Source organism: Streptomyces canus (assembly GCF_001514145.1).
Taxonomy (GTDB): domain Bacteria; phylum Actinomycetota; class Actinomycetes; order Streptomycetales; family Streptomycetaceae; genus Streptomyces; species Streptomyces canus.
Window position 1 is genome coordinate 23,722 of the sequence record NZ_KQ948656.1, and the last position, 24,851, is coordinate 48,572.

Genomic DNA, 24,851 nt, shown 5'->3' on the forward strand with positions numbered 1-24,851 from the left:
CACCGTCCGCCCCGGCCTGCTCTTCCCTCATGCCGTGCAGGCCACCGAGGCCAAGCGCCGCCGAACCAACCGCCGAACGGGCAGGACCAGCACGAAGACGACCTACGCGGTCACCAGCCTCGGCCTCGAGCAGGCCGGCCCCACCCAGCTCGCCGTGTTGATCCGCGGACGCTGGTCCGTCGGGGCCCTGCACCACGTCAGAGACATGACATTCGCAGAAGACGCCTCCCGCATCCGCACCGGCGCCGCACCCCACGGCATGGAAACCCTGCGTACCATCACCATCACCATCACCATCGGCCTTCTGCGCCAAGCCAGCTGGACCAAGCTCGCTGCAGCCACCGACCACTACCGGTCACGCCCCGCCCCGCGCGCGAGCCACTTCGTCTCACAACCTGAGAACGCATCAGCCCTGGCGCTGGAGGCTCCGCCGCCACGTCGTGAGCCCATCAGCGGCGGCCAAGTGAGCCCGCTGCAGGGCCTGCTGAACCGTTCCGCAGCCGCCCAGATCGAGGTCGGACGACGTGCCTTGTCGGTCAATGACGAGCTGACCGGCGCCCGGGCTTTCACTATCAACTCGCAGTCGAAGGATTCTTCTCGAGCGAGCTGACTGGCAACCGCATCCGCACCACGGTCCGCAAGCTCGTCCTGCCCGAACTGGGCTACCAGCGCGGTGAGTAGACCATGACGGAGTTCTCAGCCGGTCTCTGACGAAGTGCCGCTGCCAGACGGTGGTTTCACTCGTCGTTCCGTGGTGATGGCTCGTAAACTTCCAGGTCTTCATGCAGGCGAAGGTGTGCTCGACGAGCAATGCTCAAGACCTGTGGATCGGCCTCGGATTGGCGCGCGAAGGGCGTACCTTCCCGAATGATCCTGTGATGGTCATCGAGTAGGCCGACGCTGCGAACGTCGGTCGGGAAGGCACGCCCGTGCTCACGGTAGTCAACGAAGACGGAACGACACCACACGGCTCCCTGATTGACGACATCGTCCGCGAGGGCGCGAGGCGGATGCTCGCAGCCGCTCTGGAAGCAGAAGTCAACGCCTACATATCCGAGTTGGCCGATCAGCGGGACGATTCCGGCCGCCGTCTGGTTGTGCGCAACGGCTTCCACCAGCCGCGGAAGGTGACGACTGCGGCCGGGGCGATCGAAGTGAAGGCCCCGCGGGTCAACGACAAGCGCGTCGACGAGGCCACCGGCGAACGCAAGCGGTTCTCCTCGGCGATCCTGCCGCCCTGGGCCCGTAAGTCGCCGAAGATCAGCGAGGTACTGCCACTGCTCTACCTTCACGGTCTGTCGTCCGGTGACTTCGTGCCCGCGCTGGAGCAGTTCCTCGGCTCCTCCGCCGGCCTCTCACCCGCGACGATCACACGGCTGACCGCGCAGTGGCAGGCCGACCACAAGGCGTTCATGAACCGCGATCTGTCCGCCACGGACTACATCTACGTCTGGGCTGATGGCGTTCACCTACGCCTTCGCCTGGAGGAGGCGAAGGTCGCCGTCCTGGTCATGGTCGGCGTGCGGGCGGACGGCACCAAGGAACTGATCGCGATGACCGACGGCTACCGCGAATCTTCCGAGGCATGGGCGGGACTGATGCGGGACTGCGCCCGCCGGGGCATGCGCGCCCCCGTCCTGGCGGTCGGCGACGGGGCGCTCGGCTTCTGGAACGCGTTGAACGAGGTGTTTCCCGAAACCCGTCACCAGCGGTGCTGGGTGCACAAGGCCGCGAACGTGCTCGACGCGCTGCCGAAGTCGGCCCAGCCCGCGGCCAAGCGCGCGATCCAGGAAATCTACAACGCCGAGGACAAGGAGCACGCGGCCAAGGCCATCGAAACGTTCGCCAAGCAGTACGGGGCGAAGTACCCCAAGGTCGTCAAGCGGGTCACGGACGACAAGGAGGAACTGCTGGCGTTCTTCGACTTCCCCGCCGAGCACTGGATCCATCTGCGGACCACGAACCCGATCGAGTCGACCTTCGCCACCGTCCGGCTACGCACCAAGGTCACCAAGGGTGCCGGCAACCGGGCCGCCGCCCTCGCCATGGTCTTCAAGCTCATCGAGTCAGCCCAGGAACGCTGGCGGGCCGTGAACGCACCCCACCTCGTCGCCCTGGTCCGGGCCGGCGCCCGCTTCGAACGCGGCCACCTCGTCGAACGCCCCGAGGCGGTGGCGGCGTGAACCGGCCCACCAGCGGCATGTTGCACCACGTCGAGCTGTGGGTGCCGGACCTCGACCGCGCGGTCGCCTCTCTCGGCTGGCTGCTGGAGACGCTGGGCCACACCCTCTTCCAGAGCTGGAACAACGGACGCAGCTGGCGGCTCGGGCCGACCTACCTGGTCCTTGAGCAGTCCCCAGCCCTCACCGCCGATCGGCACGACCGCTGCCGGCCAGGGCTGAACCACCTGGCCTTCCACGTCGAAGACGAAACCGCGGTCGACCAGCTGGCCACCGACGCGGCTCGGCACGGCTGGCATCTGATGTTCCCCGACCGGCACCCGCACGCCGGTGGCGCACAGCACTATGCCGCCTACCTGGAGAACGACGACGGCTTCGAGGTCGAACTCGTCGCGATCAACCCACCACAACAAAACTGAGATCAACCGATCCACAGGTCTTGACGATTACTCGTGCTCGACGTTGGCGCGTACCTTGCGGTGAGAGGCTTACGGCGCGGTGTACGACAGTGATCGTGGCCTGTGCCCTGCGAGCGTGTGCCACCCTCAAACTTGAGCAGCACAAATCTGTGACACCGAGCTTTGAGGGTTAGGCGACATCGAGGAGCTTTGAGGAGGCGTGTTGGCATCGCGCGACTACGCGGCTGCCCGAGACCGTGTTCCGTGGGACAGGTAAGTTTGTGTCACCGCCTGAGGAGATGCATGATGCCTGACCGCCGCAGAGTTCTGTTCGTGACCGACCTCGCCTACCCAGCCCGGGGGCGGCGCTACTGCGACGAGGACATCTTCCTGACCTCCCGACTGCGTGACGACTTCGACATCGCCCTGTGCCACCCGCTGGATGCCGCCGCGATGATGGACGCCTTCGACGTGGTCGTGGTCCGCAACAGCGGGCCCGTGCTGCACTACCAGAAGGAGTACGACGCCTTCCGGGAGCAGGCCACGGCCTGCGGCACCCGGATCTACAACCCGCTGTCCGGCCGGGGCGACATGGCCGGCAAGCAGTACCTGCTGGACCTGACCGCCGCCGGATACCCGGTCATCCCCACCATCGACCAACCCCGGGACCTGCACCTGCTGCCCGAGGCAGGCCAGTACGCGGTCAAGCCGAAGGCGGGTGCGGACTCCATCGGCCTGGCCTTCGTGCCTCGAGAGCAGCTGGGCGGCCTCGCATACGGTGACATCCTGGTCCAGCCGCGTATCGACTTCCGCTACGAGGTGTCCTTCTACTACGTCGACGACGCCTTCCAGTACGCCCTTCATGCCCCCGATCCGGAGCGTCGCTGGGTCCTTGAGCCCTACGAGCCCGCCGAGGCCGACCTGGCCTTCGCCCGGCGCTTCATCGACTGGAACACCCTCGACCACGGCATCCAGCGTGTGGACGCCTGCCGCACCCGGGAAGGCGAGCTACTCCTCGTCGAACTGGAGGACCTCAACCCCTACCTGTCCCTGGACTTGGTCTCCGACCGGACCCGTGACTCGTTCGTGGCGAGCATGACAGCATCCCTCCACCGTTTCCTGGACGCTCGGCCCCGCACCTGAGGCGGCTGGCGGGCCCTGAACAGTGATTCGCTCAAACTTCGCTGGCATGCGCTCAAGGTTCGATGTCACAGGAGTGCCCGGGCCGAAACGCTGAGTGAGCCGTACGAGTTGGGGAGATCCGCGATGAGCGCACCGAGTCGAAGCCGAGAGATGCCAGTGCACCGTTGGCGCCGGGATGAATGGCGCGGGAAGAACTCGATGCGGATCTGCGTCGAGCACGCCAACGCCGAGCACAAGCAGTGGCGGCCCCTCCAACGGTATCTCGGACGCCGCGAGTACTACGACGAGACCCACCTGGCGATCGCTGGCCTGGTCTCCGACCGCACCGCGATGCGGTGATCAACCACCAGCCAACCCGCCAAGCCGACACAACTCGATCTCAGTCGCGCACCACACCGTTAGGGTCCTCCTACCACGCCGTGAGTTCGCTGTGGCCGGGTTCGCGGGTGCAGGATGACCGTGCCGGTATCGCGGTAGCCACCATCCGCGATGACCGTGGTCTTGCCGAGGACGGCCTTCGCACCAGCCAGATCCCACGCCTTGCAGTTGCGGTTGCCGGGCAACGGCCGGGCCCGTCGTACGCCGGCTGACTCTCCAGATGCCCGGCCCCGGCTGGCCGGGCGGACCGGTCGGAGCCCTCAAGCGGCCTGAGCCCACCTCCGTTCTCCGATGCACTTCCGCGGAGCTCCTCCGTCGGTTCGGCCGACGCCTCCCCTTGGCCGGTTGACCGAACAGCACATGAGGAAGCTAAAGTACTAGGTACCTAGATAAATGGAGGAACTGGTGATTGAGTTCCACCTGAACGACAGGTCCGGCGCGTCCCCGTACCAGCAGCTGGTCCAGCAAGTACGCCACGCGTTGCGGCTGGGTCTGCTGGAGGTGGGGGACCGGCTCCCCACGGTCAAGGAGGTGGCCCGGCAGGTGGCGGTCAATCCGAACACCGTGCTCAAGGCGTACCGCGAGCTGGAGCTCGAGGGGCTGGTGGCCGCCCGGCCGGGGGTGGGGACGTTCGTGACCCGGACGCTGGCCGACGCCTCACTCGCGTCACATGGCCCGCTCCAAAAAGACCTGCGGCGCTGGCTGGCCAAGGCCCGCCTGGCCGGCCTCGACGACGAGTCGATCGAGGCCCTGTTCATGACCACCTTTCGCACCGCCGCTGGAGAGGACGTAGCGTGAGCGCCGTCTTACGGGCCCAGGCCCTGGGCAAGAGATACAAGCAGCGCTGGGCGCTGCAGAACTGCGACCTGGACGTGCCCGCCGGGCGGGTCGTCGGCCTGGTCGGGCCCAACGGGGCAGGCAAGTCCACCCTGTTGAACCTCGCCTCCGGCATGCTGACGCCGACCACCGGAACGATCGAGGTGTGCGGCGGCCGTCCCGCCACCGGCCCCGCGCAGCTGGCCAAGGTCGGCTTCGTCGCCCAGGACACCCCGACCTATGCCGCCCTGAGCATCGCCGACCATCTACGGATGGGCGCCCGCCTCAACCTCAGCTGGGACAATGCCCTGGCCCGCGAGCGGATCCGGCGGCTCGGTCTGAACTTCAAGCAGAGAGCCGGGAGGCTGTCCGGCGGCCAGCGCGCGCAGCTCGCTCTCACCCTGGGCATCGCCAAGCGGCCCGAGCTGCTCATCCTGGATGAGCCGGTCGCGGCCCTGGACCCGCTCGCCCGGCGGGAGTTCATGCAGGACCTGATGGAGGCCGTCGCCGAGCACGAGCTGAGCGTCGTGCTCTCCTCCCACCTGGTCTCCGACGTGGAGCGGGCCTGCGACTACGTCATCGTCCTGGTTGACTCCCGGGTGCAGGTGGCCGGGGACATCGACGACCTGGTCGCCTGCCACCACCGGCTCACCGGACCGCGCCGTGACCCGGACACGCTCCCGGCCGGACAGCACGTCATCACCGCCAGCCACACCGACCGTCAGACAACCCTCCTGGTACGCACCGACACCGCGGTCCACGATCGGTCCTGGACCGTCAGCCCACTCGGTCTGGAAGACATCGTCCTGGCCTACATGGCTCGGCCCACCGATGCGGTACGCGACACCCGGCCCGCACTGGAGGTCCTTCGATGATCTGGCTGACCTGGCGCCAGTTCCGCACCCAGGCCGCCGTGGCGTTCGCCGCGGTGGCTGCCTTCGCCGCCGCTCTCGCGGTCACCGGCCCGCAGCTGGCCGACCTCTACCGAACTGCCGGCAGCAGCCTGGTGGACCAGGTCTCCAGTTCGGACCAGAGCGTCTACTACGCCGGACTGCTGATCACGCTGGCCGCGCCAGCGGTCATCGGGATGTTCTGGGGCGCGCCGCTGATCTCCCGTGAACTGGAGACCGGCACCCACTACCTCGCGTGGAACCAGGGCGTCACCCGCACCCGCTGGCTGGCGAGCAAGCTGGGCCTTGGGGCGGCGGCCGCCATGACCGTTGCCGGACTGACCAGCCTCGCGGTGAGCTGGTGGAGCAGCCCCATCGACCAGGCTGTCAACGGCGGTGGCGCGACGGACACGTACTTCCCGCGGCTCGACCCCGTGGCCTTCGCCGCACGGGGTGTCGTCCCCATGGCCCATGCCGCCTTCGCCTTCGTCCTGGGCGTCGCCCTCGGCCTGGTCATCCGCCGTACCCTGCCCGCGATGGCCACCACGCTCGTCGTCTACGCCGCCGTCCAGATCTCCGTACCGTTGTGGCTTCGGCCTCATCTGGCCGCCACGGACCGGACCACCGTGCCGATCGAGCCCGGCGGCGCCCCCATCAGCATCCAGGAGGGCGCCCAACAGATCGTCACGCACCCCGACGTGCCCGGGGCCTGGGTCACCTCCCAACAGACGTTGAACGCCGCCGGTCAGCCGGTCCCAGTGCCGTCGTCCTTCGCCGACTGCCTGCGCACCGAGTCGGGCCCGCCCACCCTGCAGCAATTCGACCGCTGCCTCGCCGACCTCGGCGCCCTGGGCTACCAGCAGCAGGTGACCTACCATCCCGCCAGCAATTTCTGGGCCCTTCAATGGGCCGAGACCGGGCTCCACCTCGGCCTCGCCCTGGCCCTGACCGGGTTCTGCGCCTGGTGGATCCGCCGCCGACTGACCTGACCAGGCAGCAGGTCCGGAGCGCGACGCCGGACCGCTGAAGCAGGTGCGAGGGGCAGCCGGGATCCGGATACGGCTGCCCCTCCTTCCTGGGCAGCTCACTCACTGACCTGGCAGGGGGCGCACCGTCCACGGCGCACATCCTGCTTGCCAACCTGGTGATGGACGGCCCGCCGACGATGTCCCGGGCACCATGGCCTTCGTCACCTTCGCCTTTTCCCGGTCTACCACCTGCTCAACGTCCAGCACGACACACACAGCGTGTTCAGCAGGCGGACGCTGTAGAACCCCTCGATGCACGGCTTCTTCACCACGCCCAACCCGAGCTCCAGCCAGTGGCTCGTGTGCGCAGCTGTCGTCTCGACCATTCGGCGGACCGGCGAGCTGGGCAGGACAGTGCTGCGGTCTCGCACCCGCCGCACCCGCCGCCATGCAGCCTCAGCCCAGCAGTACACCGTGAGCCCGGTTCCCACGAACGGCTCAACCACTGGCCAACGGCGGCACAGATGTGAGCACCGGATGCGGCGCCACGTATCGCCCTTCAGCGCTGGTCATACACCAGGAGGCCGTCGTCACGCAGCCGGGCACCGACCGTCGGCCGGTGTTCGGTCAGCCGTCCGTCATGGGACAGGTGCAGCACCGCGGTCCCGCGTGCGAGTACCGCGAAGTCGGCGATGATCCGCCGGTGACACCGCCACCACACCGCCTCCGCGCACATGACCGTAGTGCGTGCCGCCGCGGCCTGCGTGAGCAACTCGTCCATTGCCGCCACGAACTGCGGGACCCGCGTGTACCCGGCGTATCCGCGAAAGGAGGCGTTCTGCCAGAACGTGTCGGCTGAGTCCGGCGCGGTCCTGCGGAAGCCACCGAGTCGGGGTTCCCACCGGTAGGCGATCCCCTCACGCGGCATCCACTGCTCCAGCGCGCCTCGGTTCGTGTCCGGGTTGTGGCGGCTTCCCGGCGCGGTGCGGACGTCGACCACGGCCAGCACCCCGGCGCCGTCGAGGAGGGCGGCCATCTGTTCCCTGGTGGCGGTGCTGTGCCCGAAGGTGAGCAGCTGTCCGCGGCTCTGGCCTGTGCGGTTCACACGTCAGCCGGGTTTGGCGACGGTGAGGAGCACCGCTGCGTCGTCGATCGCCTGGAGGGCGTGGCGGGCCGGGGGATGACGATCAGGTCGCCGTTGCGCCCCTCCCAGGTGGTCTCGCCGCTGGTGAGCCGTACCCGTCCGCACAGCACGAGCAGAGTTGCCTCTGCCTCCGTAGACGGTGGTGGCGCTGCGCCCGCTGGAGGTGGAGGCGGCCCGTTCCAGTTGCTCGCGGGCCTGTGCGTCCAGGTAGATCTTCTGCATGTGTGCGGTCCCAGGTATGTGAGGCGGCATCCATCTGGTGCGCCGTTCGAACCGTCCCACATGGCCGGACGCACCGACCGGCACCGACACCTACCCACTCACCGGATCGGTCGGATGTCACTGTCGGCTGCGGCCGCATGGCGCATTGCCCATATTTCCCCCAGTGTGGACGCATATGAGAGCAGGAAGGGCGCATGTCATGTGTGGACGGGACTCGGCCTTGAACGTCGTGGTGGGTGGCGACGGCTCGCCTTCGTCGCATGCCGCGCCCCGGTGGGCGGTCCCGTATGCCGAGCGGATCGGCTGTGATGTGTGGCAGTGGCCGCCTGGGAGCTGCCTTGGTCGTACAGGTGGCCGCGCCCGCGGTGGATCCCCCGTTCGGCCGAACGATCACGGAGCAATGCCTCGCCAAGTGCACCAGGTACTCGGCGAAGCGGGGGCCGCCCAGGGGCCAGAGCGTCCAGTCAGGGGCAATCCCGTCGAGGCGCTGCTGGGTGAGGCGGAAGGGGCTGTGGTGGGCAGCCGGGGCATGGGCGGATTCCGTCGAACGCTGCTGGGCTCCGTGAGTCAGCAGTCTGCGATGCAGTCACGTGGCCGATCACCATCGTTCGCGGGACCGTCGAGGTGACGGACGCCGGTACACAGGCCGAATGACGCGGGACCCGCTGTGGGCGCGTCCACTCCGAAGGGCTCCTCTTCGCCCACGTTTCGGGCGAGGAATGAAAAGTTCCGTTGCTTTCCAATCAAGGAGGGTCGATGACTGAACGCATCGTTCACCGACGCGGGTATCGAAAAGGTATCGGCGGCGAGATGACTGCCGAGTTCCTGGGCACGTTCGTCTTGATTCTGCTGGGTGTCGGGTCGGTGGCTGTCGCAGTCGTCGGTCTGCCGGGATCAGGCCGGCAGGCCGTCGACTTCGGGCCCGCCAACTGGCTCATCATCTCGTGGGGCTGGGGTCTCGCCGTGGTATTCGGCGTATATGTGGCCGGTGGAATCAGCGGCGCCCACCTCAATCCCGCGGTCACCCTCGCTTTCGCGGTCCGACGTGATTTCCCATGGCGGAAGGTCCTGCCCTACTGGGTGGCGCAGGTCGTCGGCGCCTTCGTCGCCGCCGCGCTCGTCTACGCGACCTACAGGTGGGCTATCGACGCGTCCATCAAAAAATCGGGTGTCCCGCGAGATGAGTCGCTGGGAACATATTCGATCTTCGCCACGTTCCCCGCCGAATATCTCGGAGATTCGTGGTGGGGTCCTTTGCTCGACCAGATCGTGGGGACTGGCATCCTGCTTCTGTTGATCTGCGCACTCATCGACACGCGCAATACGGCTCCGATGTCCAACCTCCATCCGTTCCTCATTGGCCTGGTGGTCGTCGCGATCGGCTTGACCTTCGGGACCAACGCCGGGTACGCGATCAATCCAGCACGTGACTTCGGCCCGCGATTGTTCACATACTTCGAGGGCTGGGGCTCCATCGCTCTTCCCGGCACGTTCCAGTGGTTCAGCAACTACTGGTGGATCCCCATTGTCGGCCCGTTCATCGGCGGAGTCGCCGGTGTCGGCGTGTACGACCTCCTCATCTCTCCGCTGATCAAGGCCAGGCATGGAGAGGCCGAAGAAGGTCCCGCCACCGAAGAGCCCTAGAACACAGAGGAGGAACCGTTCGGCAGTGGCGGCAGTGGCCGTGTGAACGACGCGTACACACTCCGCGCCTCGGTAGCCCGGGTGGCCGTGCTCCACAGGCGCGCATACCGGGCTTCGTCGAGGGTTCAGGGCGGGCAGCTGCACGGCCTGAACCCAAACGTCACCCCCAGAGCGCAATGACAACAGGACCATGAGAAGAGGCGGCAACGATGCCCGAATTCATCGGCGCGGTGGACCAGGGGACCACCAGCACGCGCTTCATGATCTTCGATCACGCAGGCAACGAGGTGGCCAAGCACCAACTCGAGCACCATCAGATCCTCCCGCAGTCCGGTTGGGTCGAGCACGACCCAGTGGAGATCTGGGAGCGCACCAACACGGTGATCCAGAACGCCCTCCGAAGCGGAGGGCTGTCCGCCACCGACCTCAAAGCGATCGGCATCACCAACCAGCGCGAGACGACTGTGGTCTGGGACCCGCGCACCGGCCGCCCCTACTACAACGCCATCGTCTGGCAGGACACCCGCACCGACAGCATCGCCGCCGCCCTCGAACGCGACGGCCACGGCGAGACCATCCGGCACAAGGCAGGCTTGCCGCCTGCCACCTACTTCTCCGGCGGCAAGATCAAGTGGTTGCTGGAGAACGTGGACGGACTGCGCGAGGCCGCTGAAGCGGGGCACGCTCTCTTCGGTAACACGGACGCGTGGGTGCTGTGGAATCTCACCGGCGGCCCGAACGGGGGTGTGCACGCCACCGACGTCACCAACGCCAGTCGCACCATGCTGATGAATCTGGAGACCTTGGACTGGGACGACGAACTGCTGGGAATCTTCAACATCCCGCGCGCGATGCTGCCGGTCATCCGCCCCTCGTCCGATCCTGAGGCGTTCGGCCAGGCCCGCTCGTCACGACCGTTGAGCGCCGCCGTCCCGATCACCGGTGTCCTCGGCGACCAGCAGGCGGCGACCGTCGGTCAGGTCTGCTTCGCCCCCGGCGAAGCCAAGAACACGTACGGCACCGGCAACTTCCTGGTCCTCAACACCGGTACGGAGCTTGTCCGTTCGCAACACGGTCTGCTGACGACAGTGGCCTACCAGTTCGCAGGCAGCCCCGCCGTCTACGCACTGGAGGGGTCCATCGCCGTCACCGGCGCGGCCGTGCAATGGCTGCGTGACCAGCTGAAAGTGATCGGAAGCGCCGCGGAAAGCGAGCAACTGGCCCGCTCGGTGGACGACAACGGCGGCATGTACTTCGTCCCCGCTTTCTCCGGGCTGTTCGCCCCGTACTGGCGCTCCGACGCCCGTGGCGCGATGGTTGGTCTCGCCCGCTACAACACCGGCGGGCACATCGCCCGAGCCACGCTGGAGGCCATCTGCTACCAGAGCCGCGACGTGGTCGACGCCATGGAACAGGACTCCGGCGTGCACTTGGACGTGCTCAAGGTTGACGGGGGCGTGACCGCGAACGACCTGTGCATGCAGATCCAGGCAGACGTGCTGGGCGTACCCGTCAGCCGGCCGGTTGTCGCTGAGACCACGGCACTGGGCGCTGCCTACGCGGCCGGACTCGCCACCGGCTTCTGGAGCGATACCGACGAGCTGCGCTCGCACTGGCAGGAATCGAAGCAGTGGAGCCCCGAGTGGAGCGAGGAGCAACGCCAGGACGGCTATGAGGGCTGGAAACGTGCCGTGGAGCGCACCCTGGACTGGGTCAAGGTCACCTGATGACCGGCACCTGCTCCCCCGGATGGCATCTTCCCTCGAGCAGAGACCAGTAGGAGCGCCTCATCGACTCCGCGCCGTGGCTCTGTTCACGTCGCGGAGCAGCGTTTCGACAGCCCTTCGGGGGGCACTGCCCGCGCGAGATGTTCACGACTCCGGGCCGCAGCTCGGTGGTGTCCGGAGGGGAGCCGTCTGCCGCTCGTCCGGAGCCCGGAGGAAAACCGCTGGCTACGGACGCAGGAGGCAACCGCCGTTGCCGAGTGCCGGCGGCTGCCTCCTGTTCTCGTCGGCATCGCCATCCCGGCACGGAGGCGGGGCGCCTTCCGCAGTCATGAACAACTGCTGAAGTGAGTCGTCGATAGAGCCGGCCAGTCAGGCTTTCGGTGGAAGGCCCGAATCAGCGGTCGGCGATGTCCTCGCGGAGACCGTCGGAGAATTCCCACCATGACAGAGGAAGCCAGTCGCCGTTGACGAAGGCATCGACAGTCGCGCCTCGACCACGGACCGTGACGGTCGTTCCTGGCGGATAGATCGTGCCGGACAGACCTGGCACGGGGACAAGCAGGGTTCCCAGTCGCTGTGCTGACACTTCTCGACCCCTCTCCATTCTTCACGCGGCACGAGCAGTCTTTCCACCCTGAGATTACTGACTTGCCCGATCGCGTAGGCCGGAGAAGCATGAGAGATGGGTCACGCAGAGAAAGGGGCGAGCGTGGCCGACAGCCGGACATGTACATCGTCGATCAGAGGTGGCAGCCATGAAGGCCGTCGTTTACAAGGGACCGTTCACCGTTGCGGTAGAAGATGTTGAAAAGCCCAGCATCCAGCACCCGAACGATGTGATCGTACGGGTTACCTCCACCGCGATATGCGGCTCCGATCTGCACATGTACGAGGGCCGCACTGCGGCGGAGCCAGGCATCGTCTTCGGCCACGAGAACATGGGAATAATTGAGGACCTCGGCCAGGGCGTCACCACGCTCAAGAAGGGCGACCGCGTGGTCATGCCCTTCAATGTCGCCTGCGGTTTCTGCATGAACTGCGTCGAGGGATATACCGGATTCTGCATCACCGTCAACCCCGGTTTCGCGGGCGGCGCTTACGGCTACGTGGCCATGGGGCCTTGGCAGGGCGGCCAGGCAGAGTACGTGCGCGTTCCCTACGCTGACTTCAACTGCCTGAAGCTGCCTCAGGGAAACGAGCACGAGAGCGATTTCATCCTGCTCGCTGACATCTTTCCCACTGGCTACCACGGTTGTGAACTCGCGCAGGTCCGACCTGGCGAGAGTGTCGCGGTGTACGGCGCAGGTCCAGTTGGACTCATGGCCGCCTACTCGGCCCTGCTGCGCGGCGCGAGGAAGGTGTTCGTCGTGGACCGAGTCCCCGAGCGCCTGCAGAAGGCCGAGGAAATCGGTGCAATACCGATCAACTTCGCCGAGGGTGACCCGGTCAAACAGATCGAGGAGCAGACCGAGGGCATCGGCACGGACAAGGGCGTGGACGCCGTCGGCTACCAAGCGACGGCGCAAGGCACTGACAACGAGGAACCGGCGACCGTGCTGAACTCGCTCGTCCGCACCGTCCGACCCACCGGAGCGCTCGGCGTGCCCGGACTCTATGTCCCGTCCGACCCAGGAGGCCCGGACGAGCAGGCCAAGCAAGGCATGCTCCTCGTCGCGATCGGCAAGCTCTTCGAGAAGGGCCTGCGGATGGGTACGGGCCAGTGCAATGTGAAGCGCTACAACCGGTTCCTGCGAGACATGATCATCGACGGCAGGGCGAAGCCCAGCTTCGTCGTCTCCCACGAACTGCCCCTGGACCAGGCTTCATCGGCCTACGACAAGTTCGACAAGCGGATCGAGGGCTTTACCAAGGTGGTGCTGCACCCGTAGCCCTGCGGACCTGCCACTCGCCGGTTGCCTCAGGGCGCGCCCACCGTAGATGGGTGCGCCCATCACGAGCCGCCTCCAACTGGTCAGTCCATTGGATGGATGGAGACGAAGTGCCCACGGCATGGCGAGGGGCGGGACGTCGGTCCTTCGATCTAAGTGGGCGCCCCGGGCCGGATGTCGAGGAGTGAAGGTGTCAGCGTCGGCATCGAGGAGGTCCAGAGCGAGGCGAGCTGTGCGCGCTGCCCGGACACGTGCGCAGAACGACCGAGTCCAGGCTGCGGGGCCAGCGACTCCCACTACCGGATCACTTGATGCGCACCCTCAGGCAGGGCCTCCGCCAGACACGAGCAGAGGCTCAAAGAGCCCACCAGCAGAACAAGCGCAGCCCCGCCGAACGTGCGCGGCCGGCCAACCCGGAAAGCAGGACGAGTACCTCGAGCGCGGTGTCGGAGGTGATTCCAGCACCCGTCCGGCACGTGGACGTTCGGATGCCTGGTCATAGGTGCAGCCGGTCAAGATCGCTTCGAGCTGAGCCGTCACGACGACCGGATCAATGCCTTTCAGCGGCACCACATCGAACACGGAAGGATCCGGACCACCGGGCTGGTCAAGCACGCGGACGGCCACATCGTCATCGGAGGCCGAGAAGTAGTCGCACATCACCATGCCGTGATCCTCGCATCCGGCGACACGCCGAGGGGCGCAATCCCCCGGCGAACCCGGTGGCTCCGACCACCCCATCGAGGTCATTGTTCACGTCACATCGCCGCAGATCAGGCGACGCATCACCGAGCTGGCTCAAGTCAACTGCCGCAAGCGCAGCATCGTGACCGACGCCCTCGGCCTCCTCCTCGCGGTGCTCATCCGGGCGACGGCGACTACCGCACGCACCTCGTCGAGCACGCCGCCACTCTCAGCTCCTGAGCAACGATCCGCCTCGCCATGACGGGCCTCATCGCCCGCCGTCTCACCGGCGAGGCCACCATCTCCAGGCGCGAACCCACATCACTGGGCCGCATACCCATTCCGGGATGACCAACGGGAGTGAACGACCTCTGCTGATCTCGTGCCGGCTATGTGGCGCCTCTGGCCATGCGGCGTACCTGCTGCGTGGTCTCGTGTGCCGCCTGCTCGGCCCGGGCGACGACATCGGCAGCGGACCGGCTGTGTACCTCGGCTTCACCCTGTTCGTTCTCGGCCTGCCGGCACTCCTCGCGCGCCTGCTGCATCTGCTCCTCGACGGCGGACATCCGCCGGCGAGCCTCTTCGGTGCGCTCGCGCGCCCGCTGCAACTCGGCGTCGACATCCGCCTGCCGTGCGCGCTCTTCACGCAGGCGCTGCTGGGCCGCCTCGGCTGCCTCCCGCGCCCGGGCCAGCTGCTCCTGACGGGCGCGGCGCCGCTCGGCGAGTTCGTCTTTGGATGCCCGTCCCGGAGACGGGGACGGGGACGCCGGGCGACTGCGAGGGCTCGGCCTCTTGGTCGGCGGTGTGGTGCCCGGGCGGAACTCCGAGGGCGGGGTGAGGGCACTGACCAAGCGGCCGCCCGCCCACTGATCCGCTGCATCCGGATCCGCGAGTACGGCGCGCAGGGTCTCTTCGAGGTCCTGCTGGACTGAGTCCGACAGCCGCTGCCCGGCGTCGCGAGCGAGCTGGGCGGCCTGCCGGGACAGAGCGGATACGACACGGCGGCGCTGCGCGGAGAGATCCTTGAGTCCATCGGCGTTCAGGGCTTGGTAGGCCTCGCGCAGCGCGCGCCCCAGTTCCAGGAACTGTCGGCTCTCCTCCGGCTGGGAGCGCAGCAGGAGGTTGGCGGCCCAGGCCGCGAGGGTGGGGCGGCGGGCGGCACGGATGCGGCGGGCATCGTCCAACCGGCCGGCTGTTTTCGCGGCGGCGGCCAGCGTCTCCCGCCGGGCAACAAAGTCTGACGGCGGCGTGGTGTACAGCTCGTCGAGGACGGCTTCGACGCCGTGCCCTGCGCCGCCCCGGCGGCCTGTGCGCGTGTTCAGCCTCTCCACACCTCCAGCCCGCCCGCAACTCGCTCGAGCCATCCCGAGTCGACGCCGTCCAGCCGGCGTCTGCCGGTCAGGCCCGCGTTCTGCGGGAACGGGGTGAGGGCATGGGCGCTGAACTCCGTGAGGAACGTATGACCATCGATGCCCACTCTGCGGTCACCCGTCCCGGACGGCGGGCAGGCGATCACACGGCGCTTCGACATGACACCAGCCTCAGGCCCGCCGCACCGCCTCGCATCTCGGCAGAGCTCAGATCCTGACATCGTCTCGCACGCCCAGGCACGAGAAAGAATCCGGCACTGTGACTGTGCACGGCAGTTGGATAGGAGCGGCGCGTTCTGGCTGGTCAGGGCGGTTCTGTTCATCGCATTTGGCGAGGTCTGTTCGCGACGCATGGCACATTCAGTGGATGCGCTTCGGCACCCGTGGCGTGATGCCGGCGGTGTGCCGGTCACAGGCGGAGAACGATCAGGGCGATGTCGTCGCGGGCGCCGCTGCTGACTCCGAGGTGCGCAAGCAGAGCGTCGGCGAGACGTTCGGGGCTGTGGCGGGCATGGCGGGCGAGAGCGTCGGTGAGGCGTTGCAGGCCGGCATCGATGTCCTCACCGCGGCGTTCGATGAGACCGTCGGTGTAGAGCACGAAGGTGTCGCCAGGGGTGTAGAGCAGTTCGCCCTGGACGCGGGGGACGGGTTCGGGGCGGGCCCCCAGCGGAGGGTCGGTGGCCTGGTCCAGAAGATCGCAGGTGCCGTCCGGGTGGACCAGGACGGGAGGCGGGTGACCGGCGCTGCTGTACAGAATGCGGCGAGCACTGGTGTCGATCACGGCTTGGACGACGGTCGTGGCCAGCGCACCCTCCACGTAGCGCGCGTACAGGCCCAGGACGTCCAGGGCTCTCGCGGGCCCTTCGACAGCCCGGACGACGGCGGACAACGCGCTGCGCAGCATGCCCATGACGGCGGCGGCCTCCAGGCCGTGTCCGACGACATCGCCGACCGCGACGGCGAATCTGTTCTCCGGCAGGTCGACCACCTCGTACCAGTCGCCGCACACGTTCAGTGACCCGGCGGCGGGCAAGTAGCGCACCGCGGTATCCCGGTGCCGGGCCAGATGGGGCGAGTGGAGCATGGCCTCCTGCAAGGTGACGGCGACCTGTCGTTCCCGGGCATGGGCCTGGCGCAGTTTCTCGTTCACTCGATGGAGCTCGCGCGCCCGCGCATACAGCTCGACCTCCATCGCCTCCACGTCGCTGAGCGCCCCGCCTCCTCGCCGACGAGGGTGAGAGAGGATGAACGAGGTCACATCCTCCCCCCGGTGCAGGATCCAATCCACCTGCCCGTCAGGCCCTAGCACCGGTGTGTTGATCGCGGACCACCACCGCTCCTCGAACACTCCGGGCCGGTCGGCCACGGGAATGTCGTACTTCATCGGCGCCATCGTGTCCGGCTCCTTCGAGCGCAGGACCCAGTGCAGGGAAGCGTGCAGATTCCGGACCCCGTCAGCATCCGGGTCCGCCGGATTGTCAGGGAAGGCATCAAAGAGGTACCGCCCGATCAAATCCTCCCGAGTGCGGCCGGTCACCCGGCAGGCCGCCTTGTTGACGTCGGCGAGCACCAGGTCCGGGCCCAGCACCATGCAGGGACTGGGGGTGACAGCGAACAGCGCCTTGTAGTCGATCCCCGGCCTCGCCCCACGATGTGGCCGGGCACCCTCAGCAGGGCTGGTCTCGTCCCTCACCCTTACGTTCTACCGTTCGTCGGCGCCCTCGGCACCTGGACGTATCGCCTGTTCTCTCGTGGCGCCCCGCATCTCGGGTCCTTCTCGTGGGGGCACGCAGCGTGGTGTGGACGCCGCCGGTTCAGCTCCTGGAGCCGGGCGAGCACCCCGCGAATGCCTTCGTCGTCGACGGTGAGAAGGCCTGCGGCACCCAGGTTGAGTTCCTCCGGGCGCTCGGTCTGCCACCCCTGACGCCAAAGTCGCCCCCACACCGGCCCTCGGCGGTTGGCGGAGGCGGTCAACGCGCTCGCCACCATGTGCCCGGTCGACGACAGCAGCGAGTAGGACGTGCCCGCCCTGCTCGGTGCCCGCCTGGCCGCAATGGAGGCCGCCTTGCCCCGCACGCGGAGTCGGCTGGGCGACGGAGCTGCACATCCGCTTTCGCCCGGACCGCCGCCTAAGCCGAGCGCTTCCTGGCCTCGGAGATCGGGCACGCGGCGACCGGGGCGGCGCATCTGGCGTCCAGCGTGCTGCGTCTGGCGACGGTGGCGGGCGGTCGAAGTGTCCGGAAGCCCTTCGAAGATGCTCCTCGCTGAGGCGCCGCTCCACTCTGTACCGGGAAGTCCGCCAGGAGCTCGCCCGCTCCGAACTCCGCGTGTAGCAGCTCGTCCCGCTCAGGGGGTGTCGCCGGAGTAGTAGAAACGGCAGCTCACTCCCGGGCCGGGTGTGCGGGGTTCGCCGGGGCGCGGGTCGTACAGGGCGCGGCCGCCGGGCCACCGGGAGAGCTCGGTCGTCAGGGCAACGCCGTCGTCGACTTCCTCGGTTCGCCAGCCATGGATGTCCAGCAGCAGGCCGTCCAGCGGGCCGCCGATCAGTTCCGCGTAGGTCCGGTGCGGGAGCGGGCCGGGGTTGGGGTCGTCGTGGTCAGCGCCGTAGACGCGGCCGTTCAGCAGCTGCTCGTCTCCGTTCATCCGATCAGTCTTCCAGCCGCTACTGACAATGAGGGGTGTGGAGACGGCGACAGGCCCGGCCTGGGTGGTGGACGCCCGTGGACGGTGCAGCGCCGGGCTGGCAGCGCTCGGGCTCTGTGCCGGCGCCTACGAACGGCTGCACGCGTGGCCGGCTTGCCGCTGTGGTGGTCGGAGAAGACGATGAGCCGCCGATGACGCCATCGGCGTGACATCGCCCGGAAACCGCAACCGCAGATCGCCGTGTACGGCTCTCCCCTTGCACATCCACCCGCTGCCGGAGGAGACCGACGTGACCATCGCCCTTGAACCCCACACGCCGCAGGCCTTCGTCGACCCCTACGCCGCCGATCCGGCGGAGACCGCCTGGCCTCCGGCCTCCGCCGGACAGGACAGGGACCACCTGCTGCCGCCGCCCAACCCCTCCGAGCGCCTCAGCATCCTCATCGACCCCCGCGACCACCACCGCCTGGCCCTGCACGCCGCGCTCACCGCCGCCGGCATCCCGCCCCGGCCCGAGGACCGCGACGCCATCGACCAGCTCAGCGCCCTGCCCTCCGGCATCAACACCACCCTGCAACGCTGGCTGAGCCACACGGCATCACAGTGACCGAACCACCGACAGCGAGGAAAGGCCGGTGCGGTGTCCGCGCAGTTCCCCTGAACCACGCAGAGCAAGCCACCGTGCGTCCTGGTCCCCTCCCCAACGGGGTGGCCGATGGCCTCCAGGACACGGCTCTCCACATCGGACCATTCACGATCCGTGTGGCCCGCTGAGGGCCAAAGACCAGTTGGAAGGCTGCATGTCCCCTGATGTGTCCGTTGCCAGCTGCACACAGCGTCGGCCACCTCCTCCGGCGCGGCGATCGGCGTGCGCGGCACGGGCAGCCCTGCTGCAGAAGATGACCTCCCGGGGGCGCAGTGCGAGTAGGACGTAGCAGTACCAGCCCTGGCGTTACTCCCAGTGCAGCCGGATCCCGCCGTGGCCGACGATGTGACTGACGTCCCAGGCCGGCCTCATGTAGGTGGTCGGTCGTGTTCGAGGCCGCGGTGGCTGGCCCGTGCGGTGACCCCGCGTGGTGAGGGGGTCGTTGACGGCCCGGAGGTGACTTTTGGGGCGCGCCGCGGCATCCTGGCGGGTCGAGCAGCGAGCCGTACCTCGAGCGGGTCGGGGCTGGGTCATGAGGCGCGGCGGAAGACAGCGGCGGGACCGATGACGCTTGGCCCGAACTTGTCGCGCACGCGGTCGACGGCGGTTTCGGCGGCGAGGCGAGCCTCGCGGGCGTCATCGAGGGACAGCTGCCAGGCGACCTGGTCGGCGTCGACGAGGTCTTCGCCCTTCAGTGCGAGTCCGGTCAGGCGGCCGCGCTGCAGGCCGGCGGCGTCCATCAGCTGGTAGGCGAGCCGGCGCAGGTCGTCCTCATGGGCAGAGGGTGCGGTCAGGCGTCGGGTCTTCTCCCAGGTGCCGCCGCCGGCGAACTTCAAGGTCAGCGTCAGGGCGCGGGCGGCCTGGCCGCGGCCGCGCAGCCGGGTGCCGAGCCTGACGACCAGGTCGAGCAGGGCGGCGCGGACGGCGGCGCCGTCCAGGGTGTGGTCATCGAAGCGGTGGTGCACGGTCGCCGTGGCGGGCAGGGCGCGGGGGATGACGGGGCGAGGGTCGATGCCATGGGCCCGGTCGGCGGCCAGGCGGCCGGCCTTCCCGCCCAGCAGGCGCTGCACGGTCGCGGACGGTACCGCGGCGAGCAGGCCCACGCAGTGGATGCCGTAGTCACGCAGCGCCGCCGCCTGCCGCGGGCCGATCCCGTGCAGGGCCTCGACCGGCAGCGGCCCGAGCCAGCCGGTGACGTCCTCGGGGGCGATCGCCAGGACCCCGCCCGGCAGGGGAACCTGTCCTGAGGCAGTCGCGGCGATCGTGATGGAGGGGCCGATACCGATACGGACGTCGGTGCCCAGGCGGGAGACCGTCCGTACCCGCAGCACCTCCCCCAGTCGGCGGGCCTCGACGCCGTGGTAGCGCAGCGCTCCGCGCAGGTCTACCAGTGCCGCGGTGGGCGGCAGTGCCTGCACCACTGGCGACAGTCCGGCCAACTCCTCCAGGACCTGCCTGTATGTCTCCTCCGGCAGCCGGTCCGCGCAGCGCACATGCATCACCACGCCGTGCCCATCCGCCGTCGCCCGCGTCCTCATCGTGCTCACCTCCCCCACCACATTATCGAACATAAAATCGAACACGCGACGGCACGGCGCATCGATCTTGGGCCTAGAATCAAAAACGTGTTCGATGATCTGCCACCCGACCTGGAGCGACTGCGCACCCTGCGCGTGTGGCATGCCCTGTGGCTGAACCGCATCGACCGCAAGATCGCCCTGCTGGAACGGCGCAAGGCAGAAGAGGAACACGGCCGGCGCACCCGCCCGCAGACGCCGGAGTGGGTCGTCGAAGTCGGCATCGGCGCCAGCAAGCCGCCCGTCCAGGTCCACGCCGGCACCTGCCACATGATCGGCTCGCGGCGCCGCCCTGTCAGCCGCGACGAAGCCCGCCGCCTCCTGGCCGACGGACTGCGCGCCTGCACCCACTGCCAGCCCGACACCCAGCTGCACATCATCGACTTAGAGGTCGCGCAGATAGGCGCGATGGGACACCTCGAGAGAAGAAGCACAGGGTCTGGTGAACACGGGGTTGCGACGCTCCGTGATCACACCGGGAGACCTGTGCCTTTGCCAGTGAGCCTCCTCCAACCTGACTGGGTGTCACAGGGGTTGGCGTGACAGGCCGTCAACCGCGCCCGTGCGAAGATCCGCGCACTTGGCGAGCAGGCCATGGCCACCCTCAAGTCCTGGCGCCTGCTGCGGAAACTCCGCTGCATCACCACCCGCGTCACCGACCTGGTCAAGGCCGTCTTGACTCTGGAGCTCGCCACCTCGGCCTGAGGATGGAAGCCTCGCGGCCTCCTATACTCCTGGCGTGTCTGATACGTCGAACCTATTCCACGTGTCGTCCGTGCTCAATCGGCGGTCGATCGCACAGCATGGCCTGGACTGGACCCGCATGGGCGCCGCACGGGGAATCGCCGGCAGCCGCCGCCCCGAGGTGGAGGGGATCTTCGTCTGTCGGGGCGAGGAAGAAGCAGGGTTCTTCCTCCAGGTCATCAACAACACCGGTGGGCCGGCCGATCTCTGGTCCGTGGACGGCATCGATGAAGGGCTGCTCCTCGACAACGGCAACGGCTTCGTCTATCTACCCTGCCGTATACCAGCCGCGCGAGTCAGCCTCGTGCGATCAGCCGTTCCTCCTCAGCATGATTTCTGAGTTCGCCCGGCGAGACGGCAGGGGCCAGGCCCACGCGGAAACCGGCTGAGATTTCGGTGAAGGTGTGGGCGGAACGCAGGTACATCAAGGCCGTCGACGCTTGGCGGCTGCAGGTCAGCCGCTGAGCCGCCACCCCCCGACGCAGCAGCCGCAGCGCGGAAGTGGACAGATCCCACCCGGCCAGATGGGTGGGGACTCAGGACCCCGGGTGGAGAAGGGCGCTGTTGGTCGACGGACCAGCTACCTGGAGCTTCGTTCTTCCGTCACCGCAACCGCTGTATCTCACACCCCGGTTGGAAAAGGCTCAGCCTTGGAACTCAGGCACTGCACAAAGTCGCGGCAGGGCGCCGCCCCGCGGTGAACGCGGCCGGTGGGACACCCATGAAGTGGCGGAACTCGGCCGTCATGTGGGACTGGTCGTAGTAGCCGGCCGTCGCGGCGATGTCCGCCCATCGGCCCGCACCGGCCGCGAGCACGGTGCGAACGCGGTCGATGCGTGCGAAACGCTTGGGCGACAAGCCGGTGCCGTCGGTGAACAGAGCGTGCAGGCGGCGCTCACTGATGTGCAACCGGGCCGCGGTCGCGGTGACAGTGGCGCCGACCAGTAGACGCGCCGCCTCTTCGAGCCGCCCCGACGGCTCCGGGCGGTCGGCCAAGGCTGTTTCGAGAGCGGTAACCGGGTCAGCGGCGAGCTGGTCGACGTCCAGGCCCGGTAGTTCGCGGAGCGGCAGCGCACGGTCGGCGAGGTCAGTCAGCGGACGGCCGAGCAGGGCTTGGGCACGACCCGGCCGCATGCGAACCCGCACGCACGAGTGGCCGGGCGCGGCGACGTGATAGGCGGCCCGGGTGCGGGGGCCCGTGACGATCAGCTCGCGCTTGTCGGTGCGCAGGAGAAGTGTGGTGGCGTGATCGGGTACGTCGACCGCTGCCGAACCGGCCGCCGTGGCCACATCGATTCCGGCCACCCAACGCAGAAGGCCGGGCGGCACGTTGAGAGAACTCACGCGGCCCACGATAGTGCCGAAACTTCCTATCACGTGGCGTGAGAGCGCTGTCATCGTCGGGCCATGATCCTTGTTACCGGTGCCACCGGCACCATCGGTAGTCATGTCGTGCGTCTGCTCACCGAGCGGGGCGTGCCGTTTCGGGCGATGTCCCGCCGCGAGCGGCCCGGCGGGGTGCGGGCCGACTTCGACGACCCGGTGTCGCTGGCGCGCGCGGTGGCCGACGTCGACACGGTCTTCCTCGTGACCGTGCCGCCAGTGCCGACCGCCGACCACGACATCGCCCTGGTGACGGCCGCGCGGGCGGCGGGCGTCCGTAAGATCGTCAAGTTGTCCGCGATCGGCAGCGGCGAGCGGTTCGACGGGGCGACCGTCGGCGCGTGGCACCTCGCCGCGGAGGAGGCGATCGAGGCCGGCGGGCTCGTGTGGACGATGCTTCGCCCGCCGAGCTTCGCCTCGAACTTCTTGTGGTATCGGGCGCTTATCCAGGCCGGAGAGCCGATACCGAACCTGGTCGGCGACTCCCGGCAGGCCATCGTCGACCCGAGGGACGTGGCTGCGGTCGCCGTCGCCGCCATGACCAGCGATGCGCACGACAGGCGGCGATACGACCTGACCGGGCCGGAGCTGCTGACGTTCGCAGACCAGGCGGCGATCCTGGAGGGCGTGCTGGAGCGGCCGATCAAGATCACCGACACGAATGCGCTCGACCAGTTGCCGGCCGGGATGGTCACGGGCATCGGCTGGGCGCGCGCCGGCGGTGCGGCCTACGTCACCGACCACGTGCCGAAGGTGCTCGGCCGATCGGCAGGCACGTTCGAGCAGTGGGCACGCGACCACCGGGAGGCATTCACGGCGATGCCGTAACCCACCGCCCCCGACGGCCGCCAGGCCTGATAGCTCAAGACAGAGCCCGTTCTCCCTTGGTGCTTCGCTGGAGTTGGTGAAGAAGGCGTTGATGGACGTCGATCCGGCGTCCGTAGCAGCCTGCGAGTCGATGGGAGGCCTTCTGCCAGGCGTGGGTGCGCTCTACGGCCAGCGCCCCTCTGGACGGGAACTTTCTCGCCCTTGCGATCCGCCGGGCAGTCCGCGTTCGTCGAGGGTGGTGCGCGCTGAGGCACCGTAGGCCACAGGTCTGCTGTCCTGCCACTGCCCTTGACCGGCGGCTGCCGGTTGCCGGACACCGCTGAGGGAGGGCGACCACCGGTGGTAATCGCCAGGCCGGTGTCGGGGCGGCCGCCGACGGTCGGTCAGCCGGGCCAAGTGCCGGTCAGGCGGCGGGTGGCGGTGGCGCCACTGCGGTCGACGGCGGCTTTCACACCGGCGAAGATCGCGCCCTGAAGGACGGCCGCAGACACCACCTCACGCCAGGTGCGGTGCTCATCGGTGGCGTCGGGGGCGTCCTCCTCGTGCCCGAGTCGTTTCCAGACCTGTTTGAACATCGCGCCGGCCAGAACACCGCTGAGGGCACCCATGGCCATGCCGACCGGCTTGTAGGCGACTTTCGAGGCTTTCATCGGTGCCTCCTGGCACGTCGGACGACCAGCAGCGCGATGAGCGCGCCGGCTGCGGCAAGCAGCGGGCCGCGGTTGGCCCGCGCCGCCTGCATACCCTGGTCGGCCTTCTCTCGCACCGGCTGCGGGGCCTTGTCCCGGGCCAGCTCGGCGACGTGCACGGCCTTGTCGTGGAACTGCTCCGTGGCAGCAACGGCCTTGGCGCGCACCGGCTCCGGCGTCCGGTCCTGCACCGTGTGGGCCGCGTGCGCGGCCTTGTCCTTCAGCTGAGACCTGACCTGTGTGCTCTTCTCAGCGACCTGATCCTTGACTGCCGTCGTCCTCTCCCGGGCACGGGTCTTGACGTCGGCCTTGGACACGAGCGCCTCGACAGTCTCGCCGAGGTCCTCACGTGTCGCCTCCACCCGCTCACGCAACTCCTCGGAGGAAGGCGTCGGCTCCTCGCCCGGCTGCGGCTTGTCCTCGGTCATCGCTGTGCCCTTTCCTTGATCTCGGCCATATCGGCCTTGACGCTGTCCGCGGTCTGCTCGGGCGCCGGCGGGGATGCCTTGCTGACTTGCTGCTTGCCGAGCGCCGCCATCAGCGCGGTGACGGCGGCCAGGACGCCGGTGACGATCAGCGCCGCCACCCACACATCCACGGCGAGCGACAGCGCGGCGATGACGGTGGCCACCAATGCCTGCAGGGTGAGCACACCCACCAGCCCGGCGCCGCCGAACAGGCCACCGCCCTTGCCGAACCGCTTGCCCTTCTCGGTCATCTCCGCCTGCGCCAGGCGCATCTCGTCGCGCACCAGCTGTGACAGCTGCTGCGAGGCTCGCTGGACCAGGTCACCCACCGGTTCCTGCGCTGGGCTGCCCGGGCGGGGGGAGCCATCTGTTGTCACGAGTGCTCACCTTCCCTGCGGCTGCCCGGGTGACCGAGCGGCCA

General features: G+C 68.2%; 27 protein-coding genes and 2 pseudogenes. 16 read left to right on the forward strand and 13 right to left on the reverse strand.

The features are described from left to right. Positions 1-34 precede the first annotated feature (34 nt). From AQJ46_RS56475 to AQJ46_RS53935, 5 genes are all read left to right on the forward strand, one after another. Positions 35-610, forward strand: coding sequence for a hypothetical protein (locus AQJ46_RS56475; RefSeq protein WP_063803741.1), 576 nt, complete (start codon positions 35-37; stop codon positions 608-610). 319 nt (positions 611-929) lie between these two features. Beyond that, entirely contained in the window at positions 930-2,183 is a 1,254-nt protein-coding gene (locus AQJ46_RS00135; RefSeq protein ID WP_079072039.1) for an IS256 family transposase, read from the forward strand. 17 nt (positions 2,184-2,200) lie between these two features. Continuing rightward, entirely contained in the window at positions 2,201-2,599 is a 399-nt protein-coding gene (locus AQJ46_RS00140; protein WP_059204339.1) for a VOC family protein, read from the forward strand. A 285-nt stretch (positions 2,600-2,884) separates the two neighbouring features. Beyond that, positions 2,885-3,721 (forward strand): ATP-grasp domain-containing protein, encoded by an 837-nt coding sequence (locus AQJ46_RS00145; RefSeq protein WP_059204340.1) that lies wholly within the window; start codon positions 2,885-2,887, stop codon positions 3,719-3,721. A 150-nt stretch (positions 3,722-3,871) separates the two neighbouring features. Then, positions 3,872-4,060 (forward strand): hypothetical protein, encoded by a 189-nt coding sequence (locus AQJ46_RS53935; protein WP_225887186.1) that lies wholly within the window; start codon positions 3,872-3,874, stop codon positions 4,058-4,060. A 73-nt stretch (positions 4,061-4,133) separates the two neighbouring features. Here the strand turns inward: AQJ46_RS53935 and AQJ46_RS56875 are convergent. After that, positions 4,134-4,290 (reverse strand): annotated as a pseudogene (locus AQJ46_RS56875) (IS5/IS1182 family transposase); the annotation flags it as partial. 202 nt (positions 4,291-4,492) lie between these two features. Between AQJ46_RS56875 and AQJ46_RS00150 the strand changes: the two are divergent. From AQJ46_RS00150 to AQJ46_RS00160, 3 genes are read left to right on the forward strand one after another with little or no spacing between them, the layout of a single operon-like run. Further along, positions 4,493-4,897 carry a GntR family transcriptional regulator gene (locus AQJ46_RS00150; RefSeq protein WP_079072040.1) on the forward strand — a complete coding sequence of 135 codons (405 nt, stop codon included), beginning with the start codon at positions 4,493-4,495 and terminating at the stop codon, positions 4,895-4,897. Continuing rightward, positions 4,894-5,790: an ABC transporter ATP-binding protein gene (locus AQJ46_RS00155; RefSeq protein WP_059203595.1), complete on the forward strand. Its 897-nt coding sequence runs from the start codon at positions 4,894-4,896 to the stop codon at positions 5,788-5,790. The genes AQJ46_RS00150 and AQJ46_RS00155 overlap by 4 nt, the downstream gene beginning before the upstream one ends. Next, the gene (locus tag AQJ46_RS00160) at positions 5,787-6,794 is read left to right on the forward strand and encodes a transporter (RefSeq protein WP_059203596.1); all 1,008 of its coding nucleotides are present in this window, start codon (positions 5,787-5,789) and stop codon (positions 6,792-6,794) included. The genes AQJ46_RS00155 and AQJ46_RS00160 overlap by 4 nt, the downstream gene beginning before the upstream one ends. 538 nt (positions 6,795-7,332) lie before the next feature. Here AQJ46_RS00160 and AQJ46_RS00165 read toward each other — a convergent pair. Next, positions 7,333-7,809, reverse strand: a complete 477-nt coding sequence (locus AQJ46_RS00165) for a DUF488 domain-containing protein (RefSeq protein ID WP_079072108.1) — start codon at positions 7,807-7,809, stop codon at positions 7,333-7,335. Positions 7,810-7,881: 72 nt separating this feature from the next. Then, positions 7,882-8,139 (reverse strand): LuxR family transcriptional regulator, encoded by a 258-nt coding sequence (locus tag AQJ46_RS51460; protein WP_404828345.1) that lies wholly within the window; start codon positions 8,137-8,139, stop codon positions 7,882-7,884. 756 nt (positions 8,140-8,895) lie between these two features. Here AQJ46_RS51460 and AQJ46_RS00170 point away from each other — a divergent pair. Beyond that, a complete protein-coding gene (locus AQJ46_RS00170) occupies positions 8,896-9,783 on the forward strand; it encodes an MIP/aquaporin family protein (protein ID WP_059203598.1) in 888 nt (295 codons plus the stop codon). Between the two features lie 209 nt (positions 9,784-9,992). Next, positions 9,993-11,510 carry a glycerol kinase GlpK gene (gene glpK / locus AQJ46_RS00175; RefSeq protein WP_059203599.1) on the forward strand — a complete coding sequence of 506 codons (1,518 nt, stop codon included), beginning with the start codon at positions 9,993-9,995 and terminating at the stop codon, positions 11,508-11,510. 394 nt (positions 11,511-11,904) lie between these two features. On the opposite strand, the gene AQJ46_RS56880 is transcribed toward glpK, so the two are convergent. Further along, complete coding sequence (locus AQJ46_RS56880; RefSeq protein WP_079072041.1) at positions 11,905-12,096, reverse strand: hypothetical protein; 192 nt, start codon at positions 12,094-12,096, stop codon at positions 11,905-11,907. 169 nt (positions 12,097-12,265) lie between these two features. Between AQJ46_RS56880 and AQJ46_RS00180 the strand changes: the two genes are divergently transcribed. After that, a complete protein-coding gene (locus AQJ46_RS00180; RefSeq protein WP_059203600.1) occupies positions 12,266-13,399 on the forward strand; it encodes a glutathione-independent formaldehyde dehydrogenase in 1,134 nt (377 codons plus the stop codon). Between the two features lie 1,073 nt (positions 13,400-14,472). On the opposite strand, the gene AQJ46_RS00185 is transcribed toward AQJ46_RS00180, so the two are convergent. From AQJ46_RS00185 to AQJ46_RS00200, 4 genes are all read right to left on the reverse strand, one after another. Then, positions 14,473-15,405 (reverse strand): hypothetical protein, encoded by a 933-nt coding sequence (locus AQJ46_RS00185; RefSeq protein ID WP_107117197.1) that lies wholly within the window; start codon positions 15,403-15,405, stop codon positions 14,473-14,475. Beyond that, complete coding sequence (locus AQJ46_RS00190) at positions 15,402-15,614, reverse strand: hypothetical protein (protein WP_059203602.1); 213 nt, start codon at positions 15,612-15,614, stop codon at positions 15,402-15,404. The genes AQJ46_RS00185 and AQJ46_RS00190 overlap by 4 nt, the downstream gene beginning before the upstream one ends. 248 nt (positions 15,615-15,862) lie before the next feature. Beyond that, positions 15,863-17,146, reverse strand: a complete 1,284-nt coding sequence (locus AQJ46_RS00195; protein WP_225887187.1) for a SpoIIE family protein phosphatase — start codon at positions 17,144-17,146, stop codon at positions 15,863-15,865. 653 nt (positions 17,147-17,799) lie between these two features. After that, entirely contained in the window at positions 17,800-18,096 is a 297-nt protein-coding gene (locus AQJ46_RS00200) for a hypothetical protein (RefSeq protein WP_059203603.1), read from the reverse strand. A 289-nt stretch (positions 18,097-18,385) separates the two neighbouring features. On the opposite strand from AQJ46_RS00200, the gene AQJ46_RS00205 reads away from it, so the two are divergent. Then, entirely contained in the window at positions 18,386-18,703 is a 318-nt protein-coding gene (locus AQJ46_RS00205) for a hypothetical protein (RefSeq protein WP_225887188.1), read from the forward strand. A gap of 569 nt (positions 18,704-19,272) precedes the next feature. Here AQJ46_RS00205 and AQJ46_RS00210 read toward each other — a convergent pair. Next, complete coding sequence (locus AQJ46_RS00210) at positions 19,273-20,280, reverse strand: DNA polymerase Y family protein (RefSeq protein ID WP_059203605.1); 1,008 nt, start codon at positions 20,278-20,280, stop codon at positions 19,273-19,275. A gap of 87 nt (positions 20,281-20,367) precedes the next feature. Here AQJ46_RS00210 and AQJ46_RS00215 point away from each other — a divergent pair, with 87 nt between their 5' ends. The 3 genes and pseudogenes from AQJ46_RS00215 (at position 20,368) to AQJ46_RS00220 (ending at position 21,403) form a co-directional block, all read left to right on the forward strand. After that, a complete protein-coding gene (locus AQJ46_RS00215; protein WP_225887189.1) occupies positions 20,368-20,862 on the forward strand; it encodes a DUF6233 domain-containing protein in 495 nt (164 codons plus the stop codon). Beyond that, a pseudogene (locus AQJ46_RS51480) lies at positions 20,863-21,024 on the forward strand (IS5/IS1182 family transposase); the annotation flags it as partial. 34 nt (positions 21,025-21,058) lie between these two features. Further along, positions 21,059-21,403, forward strand: a complete 345-nt coding sequence (locus AQJ46_RS00220; protein ID WP_059203606.1) for a hypothetical protein — start codon at positions 21,059-21,061, stop codon at positions 21,401-21,403. A gap of 317 nt (positions 21,404-21,720) precedes the next feature. Here the strand turns inward: AQJ46_RS00220 and AQJ46_RS00225 are convergent, their stop codons facing one another. Continuing rightward, a complete protein-coding gene (locus AQJ46_RS00225; RefSeq protein ID WP_225887190.1) occupies positions 21,721-22,407 on the reverse strand; it encodes a helix-turn-helix domain-containing protein in 687 nt (228 codons plus the stop codon). 63 nt (positions 22,408-22,470) lie between these two features. On the opposite strand from AQJ46_RS00225, the gene AQJ46_RS00230 reads away from it, so the two are divergent. After that, positions 22,471-23,274, forward strand: a complete 804-nt coding sequence (locus AQJ46_RS00230; RefSeq protein WP_059203608.1) for an NAD(P)H-binding protein — start codon at positions 22,471-22,473, stop codon at positions 23,272-23,274. A gap of 383 nt (positions 23,275-23,657) precedes the next feature. Here AQJ46_RS00230 and AQJ46_RS00235 read toward each other — a convergent pair whose 3' ends face one another. From AQJ46_RS00235 to AQJ46_RS00245, 3 genes are read right to left on the reverse strand one after another with little or no spacing between them, the layout of a single operon-like run. Next, complete coding sequence (locus AQJ46_RS00235) at positions 23,658-23,924, reverse strand: DUF4235 domain-containing protein (protein ID WP_059203609.1); 267 nt, start codon at positions 23,922-23,924, stop codon at positions 23,658-23,660. Then, a complete protein-coding gene (locus AQJ46_RS00240) occupies positions 23,921-24,391 on the reverse strand; it encodes a DUF3618 domain-containing protein (RefSeq protein WP_059203610.1) in 471 nt (156 codons plus the stop codon). The genes AQJ46_RS00235 and AQJ46_RS00240 overlap by 4 nt, the downstream gene beginning before the upstream one ends. Then, positions 24,388-24,807: a phage holin family protein gene (locus AQJ46_RS00245; protein WP_079072043.1), complete on the reverse strand. Its 420-nt coding sequence runs from the start codon at positions 24,805-24,807 to the stop codon at positions 24,388-24,390. Before AQJ46_RS00245 ends, AQJ46_RS00240 begins: the two co-directional genes overlap by 4 nt. Positions 24,808-24,851: the final 44 nt, after the last annotated feature.

Bases quoted from the DNA above. Each gene is read 5' to 3' on its own strand.
- AQJ46_RS00180 (WP_059203600.1), top strand. From the start codon at position 12,266: ATGAAGGCCGTCGTTTACAAGGGACCGTTCACCGTTGCGGTAGAAGAT.
- AQJ46_RS53935 (WP_225887186.1), top strand. From the start codon at position 3,872: ATGCCAGTGCACCGTTGGCGCCGGGATGAATGGCGCGGGAAGAACTCG.
- AQJ46_RS00235 (WP_059203609.1), bottom strand. From the start codon at position 23,924: ATGAAAGCCTCGAAAGTCGCCTACAAGCCGGTCGGCATGGCCATGGGT.
- AQJ46_RS00145 (WP_059204340.1), top strand. From the start codon at position 2,885: ATGCCTGACCGCCGCAGAGTTCTGTTCGTGACCGACCTCGCCTACCCA.
- AQJ46_RS00200 (WP_059203603.1), bottom strand. From the start codon at position 18,096: ATGAACGGAGACGAGCAGCTGCTGAACGGCCGCGTCTACGGCGCTGAC.
- AQJ46_RS00160 (WP_059203596.1), top strand. From the start codon at position 5,787: ATGATCTGGCTGACCTGGCGCCAGTTCCGCACCCAGGCCGCCGTGGCG.
- glpK (WP_059203599.1), top strand. From the start codon at position 9,993: ATGCCCGAATTCATCGGCGCGGTGGACCAGGGGACCACCAGCACGCGC.
- AQJ46_RS00240 (WP_059203610.1), bottom strand. From the start codon at position 24,391: ATGACCGAGGACAAGCCGCAGCCGGGCGAGGAGCCGACGCCTTCCTCC.
- AQJ46_RS00150 (WP_079072040.1), top strand. From the start codon at position 4,493: ATGGAGGAACTGGTGATTGAGTTCCACCTGAACGACAGGTCCGGCGCG.
- AQJ46_RS00165 (WP_079072108.1), bottom strand. From the start codon at position 7,809: ATGGCCGCCCTCCTCGACGGCGCCGGGGTGCTGGCCGTGGTCGACGTC.
- AQJ46_RS00170 (WP_059203598.1), top strand. From the start codon at position 8,896: ATGACTGAACGCATCGTTCACCGACGCGGGTATCGAAAAGGTATCGGC.
- AQJ46_RS00190 (WP_059203602.1), bottom strand. From the start codon at position 15,614: ATGTCGAAGCGCCGTGTGATCGCCTGCCCGCCGTCCGGGACGGGTGAC.
- AQJ46_RS00140 (WP_059204339.1), top strand. From the start codon at position 2,201: ATGTTGCACCACGTCGAGCTGTGGGTGCCGGACCTCGACCGCGCGGTC.
- AQJ46_RS00210 (WP_059203605.1), bottom strand. From the start codon at position 20,280: ATGAGGACGCGGGCGACGGCGGATGGGCACGGCGTGGTGATGCATGTG.
- AQJ46_RS00230 (WP_059203608.1), top strand. From the start codon at position 22,471: ATGATCCTTGTTACCGGTGCCACCGGCACCATCGGTAGTCATGTCGTG.
- AQJ46_RS51460 (WP_404828345.1), bottom strand. From the start codon at position 8,139: ATGCAGAAGATCTACCTGGACGCACAGGCCCGCGAGCAACTGGAACGG.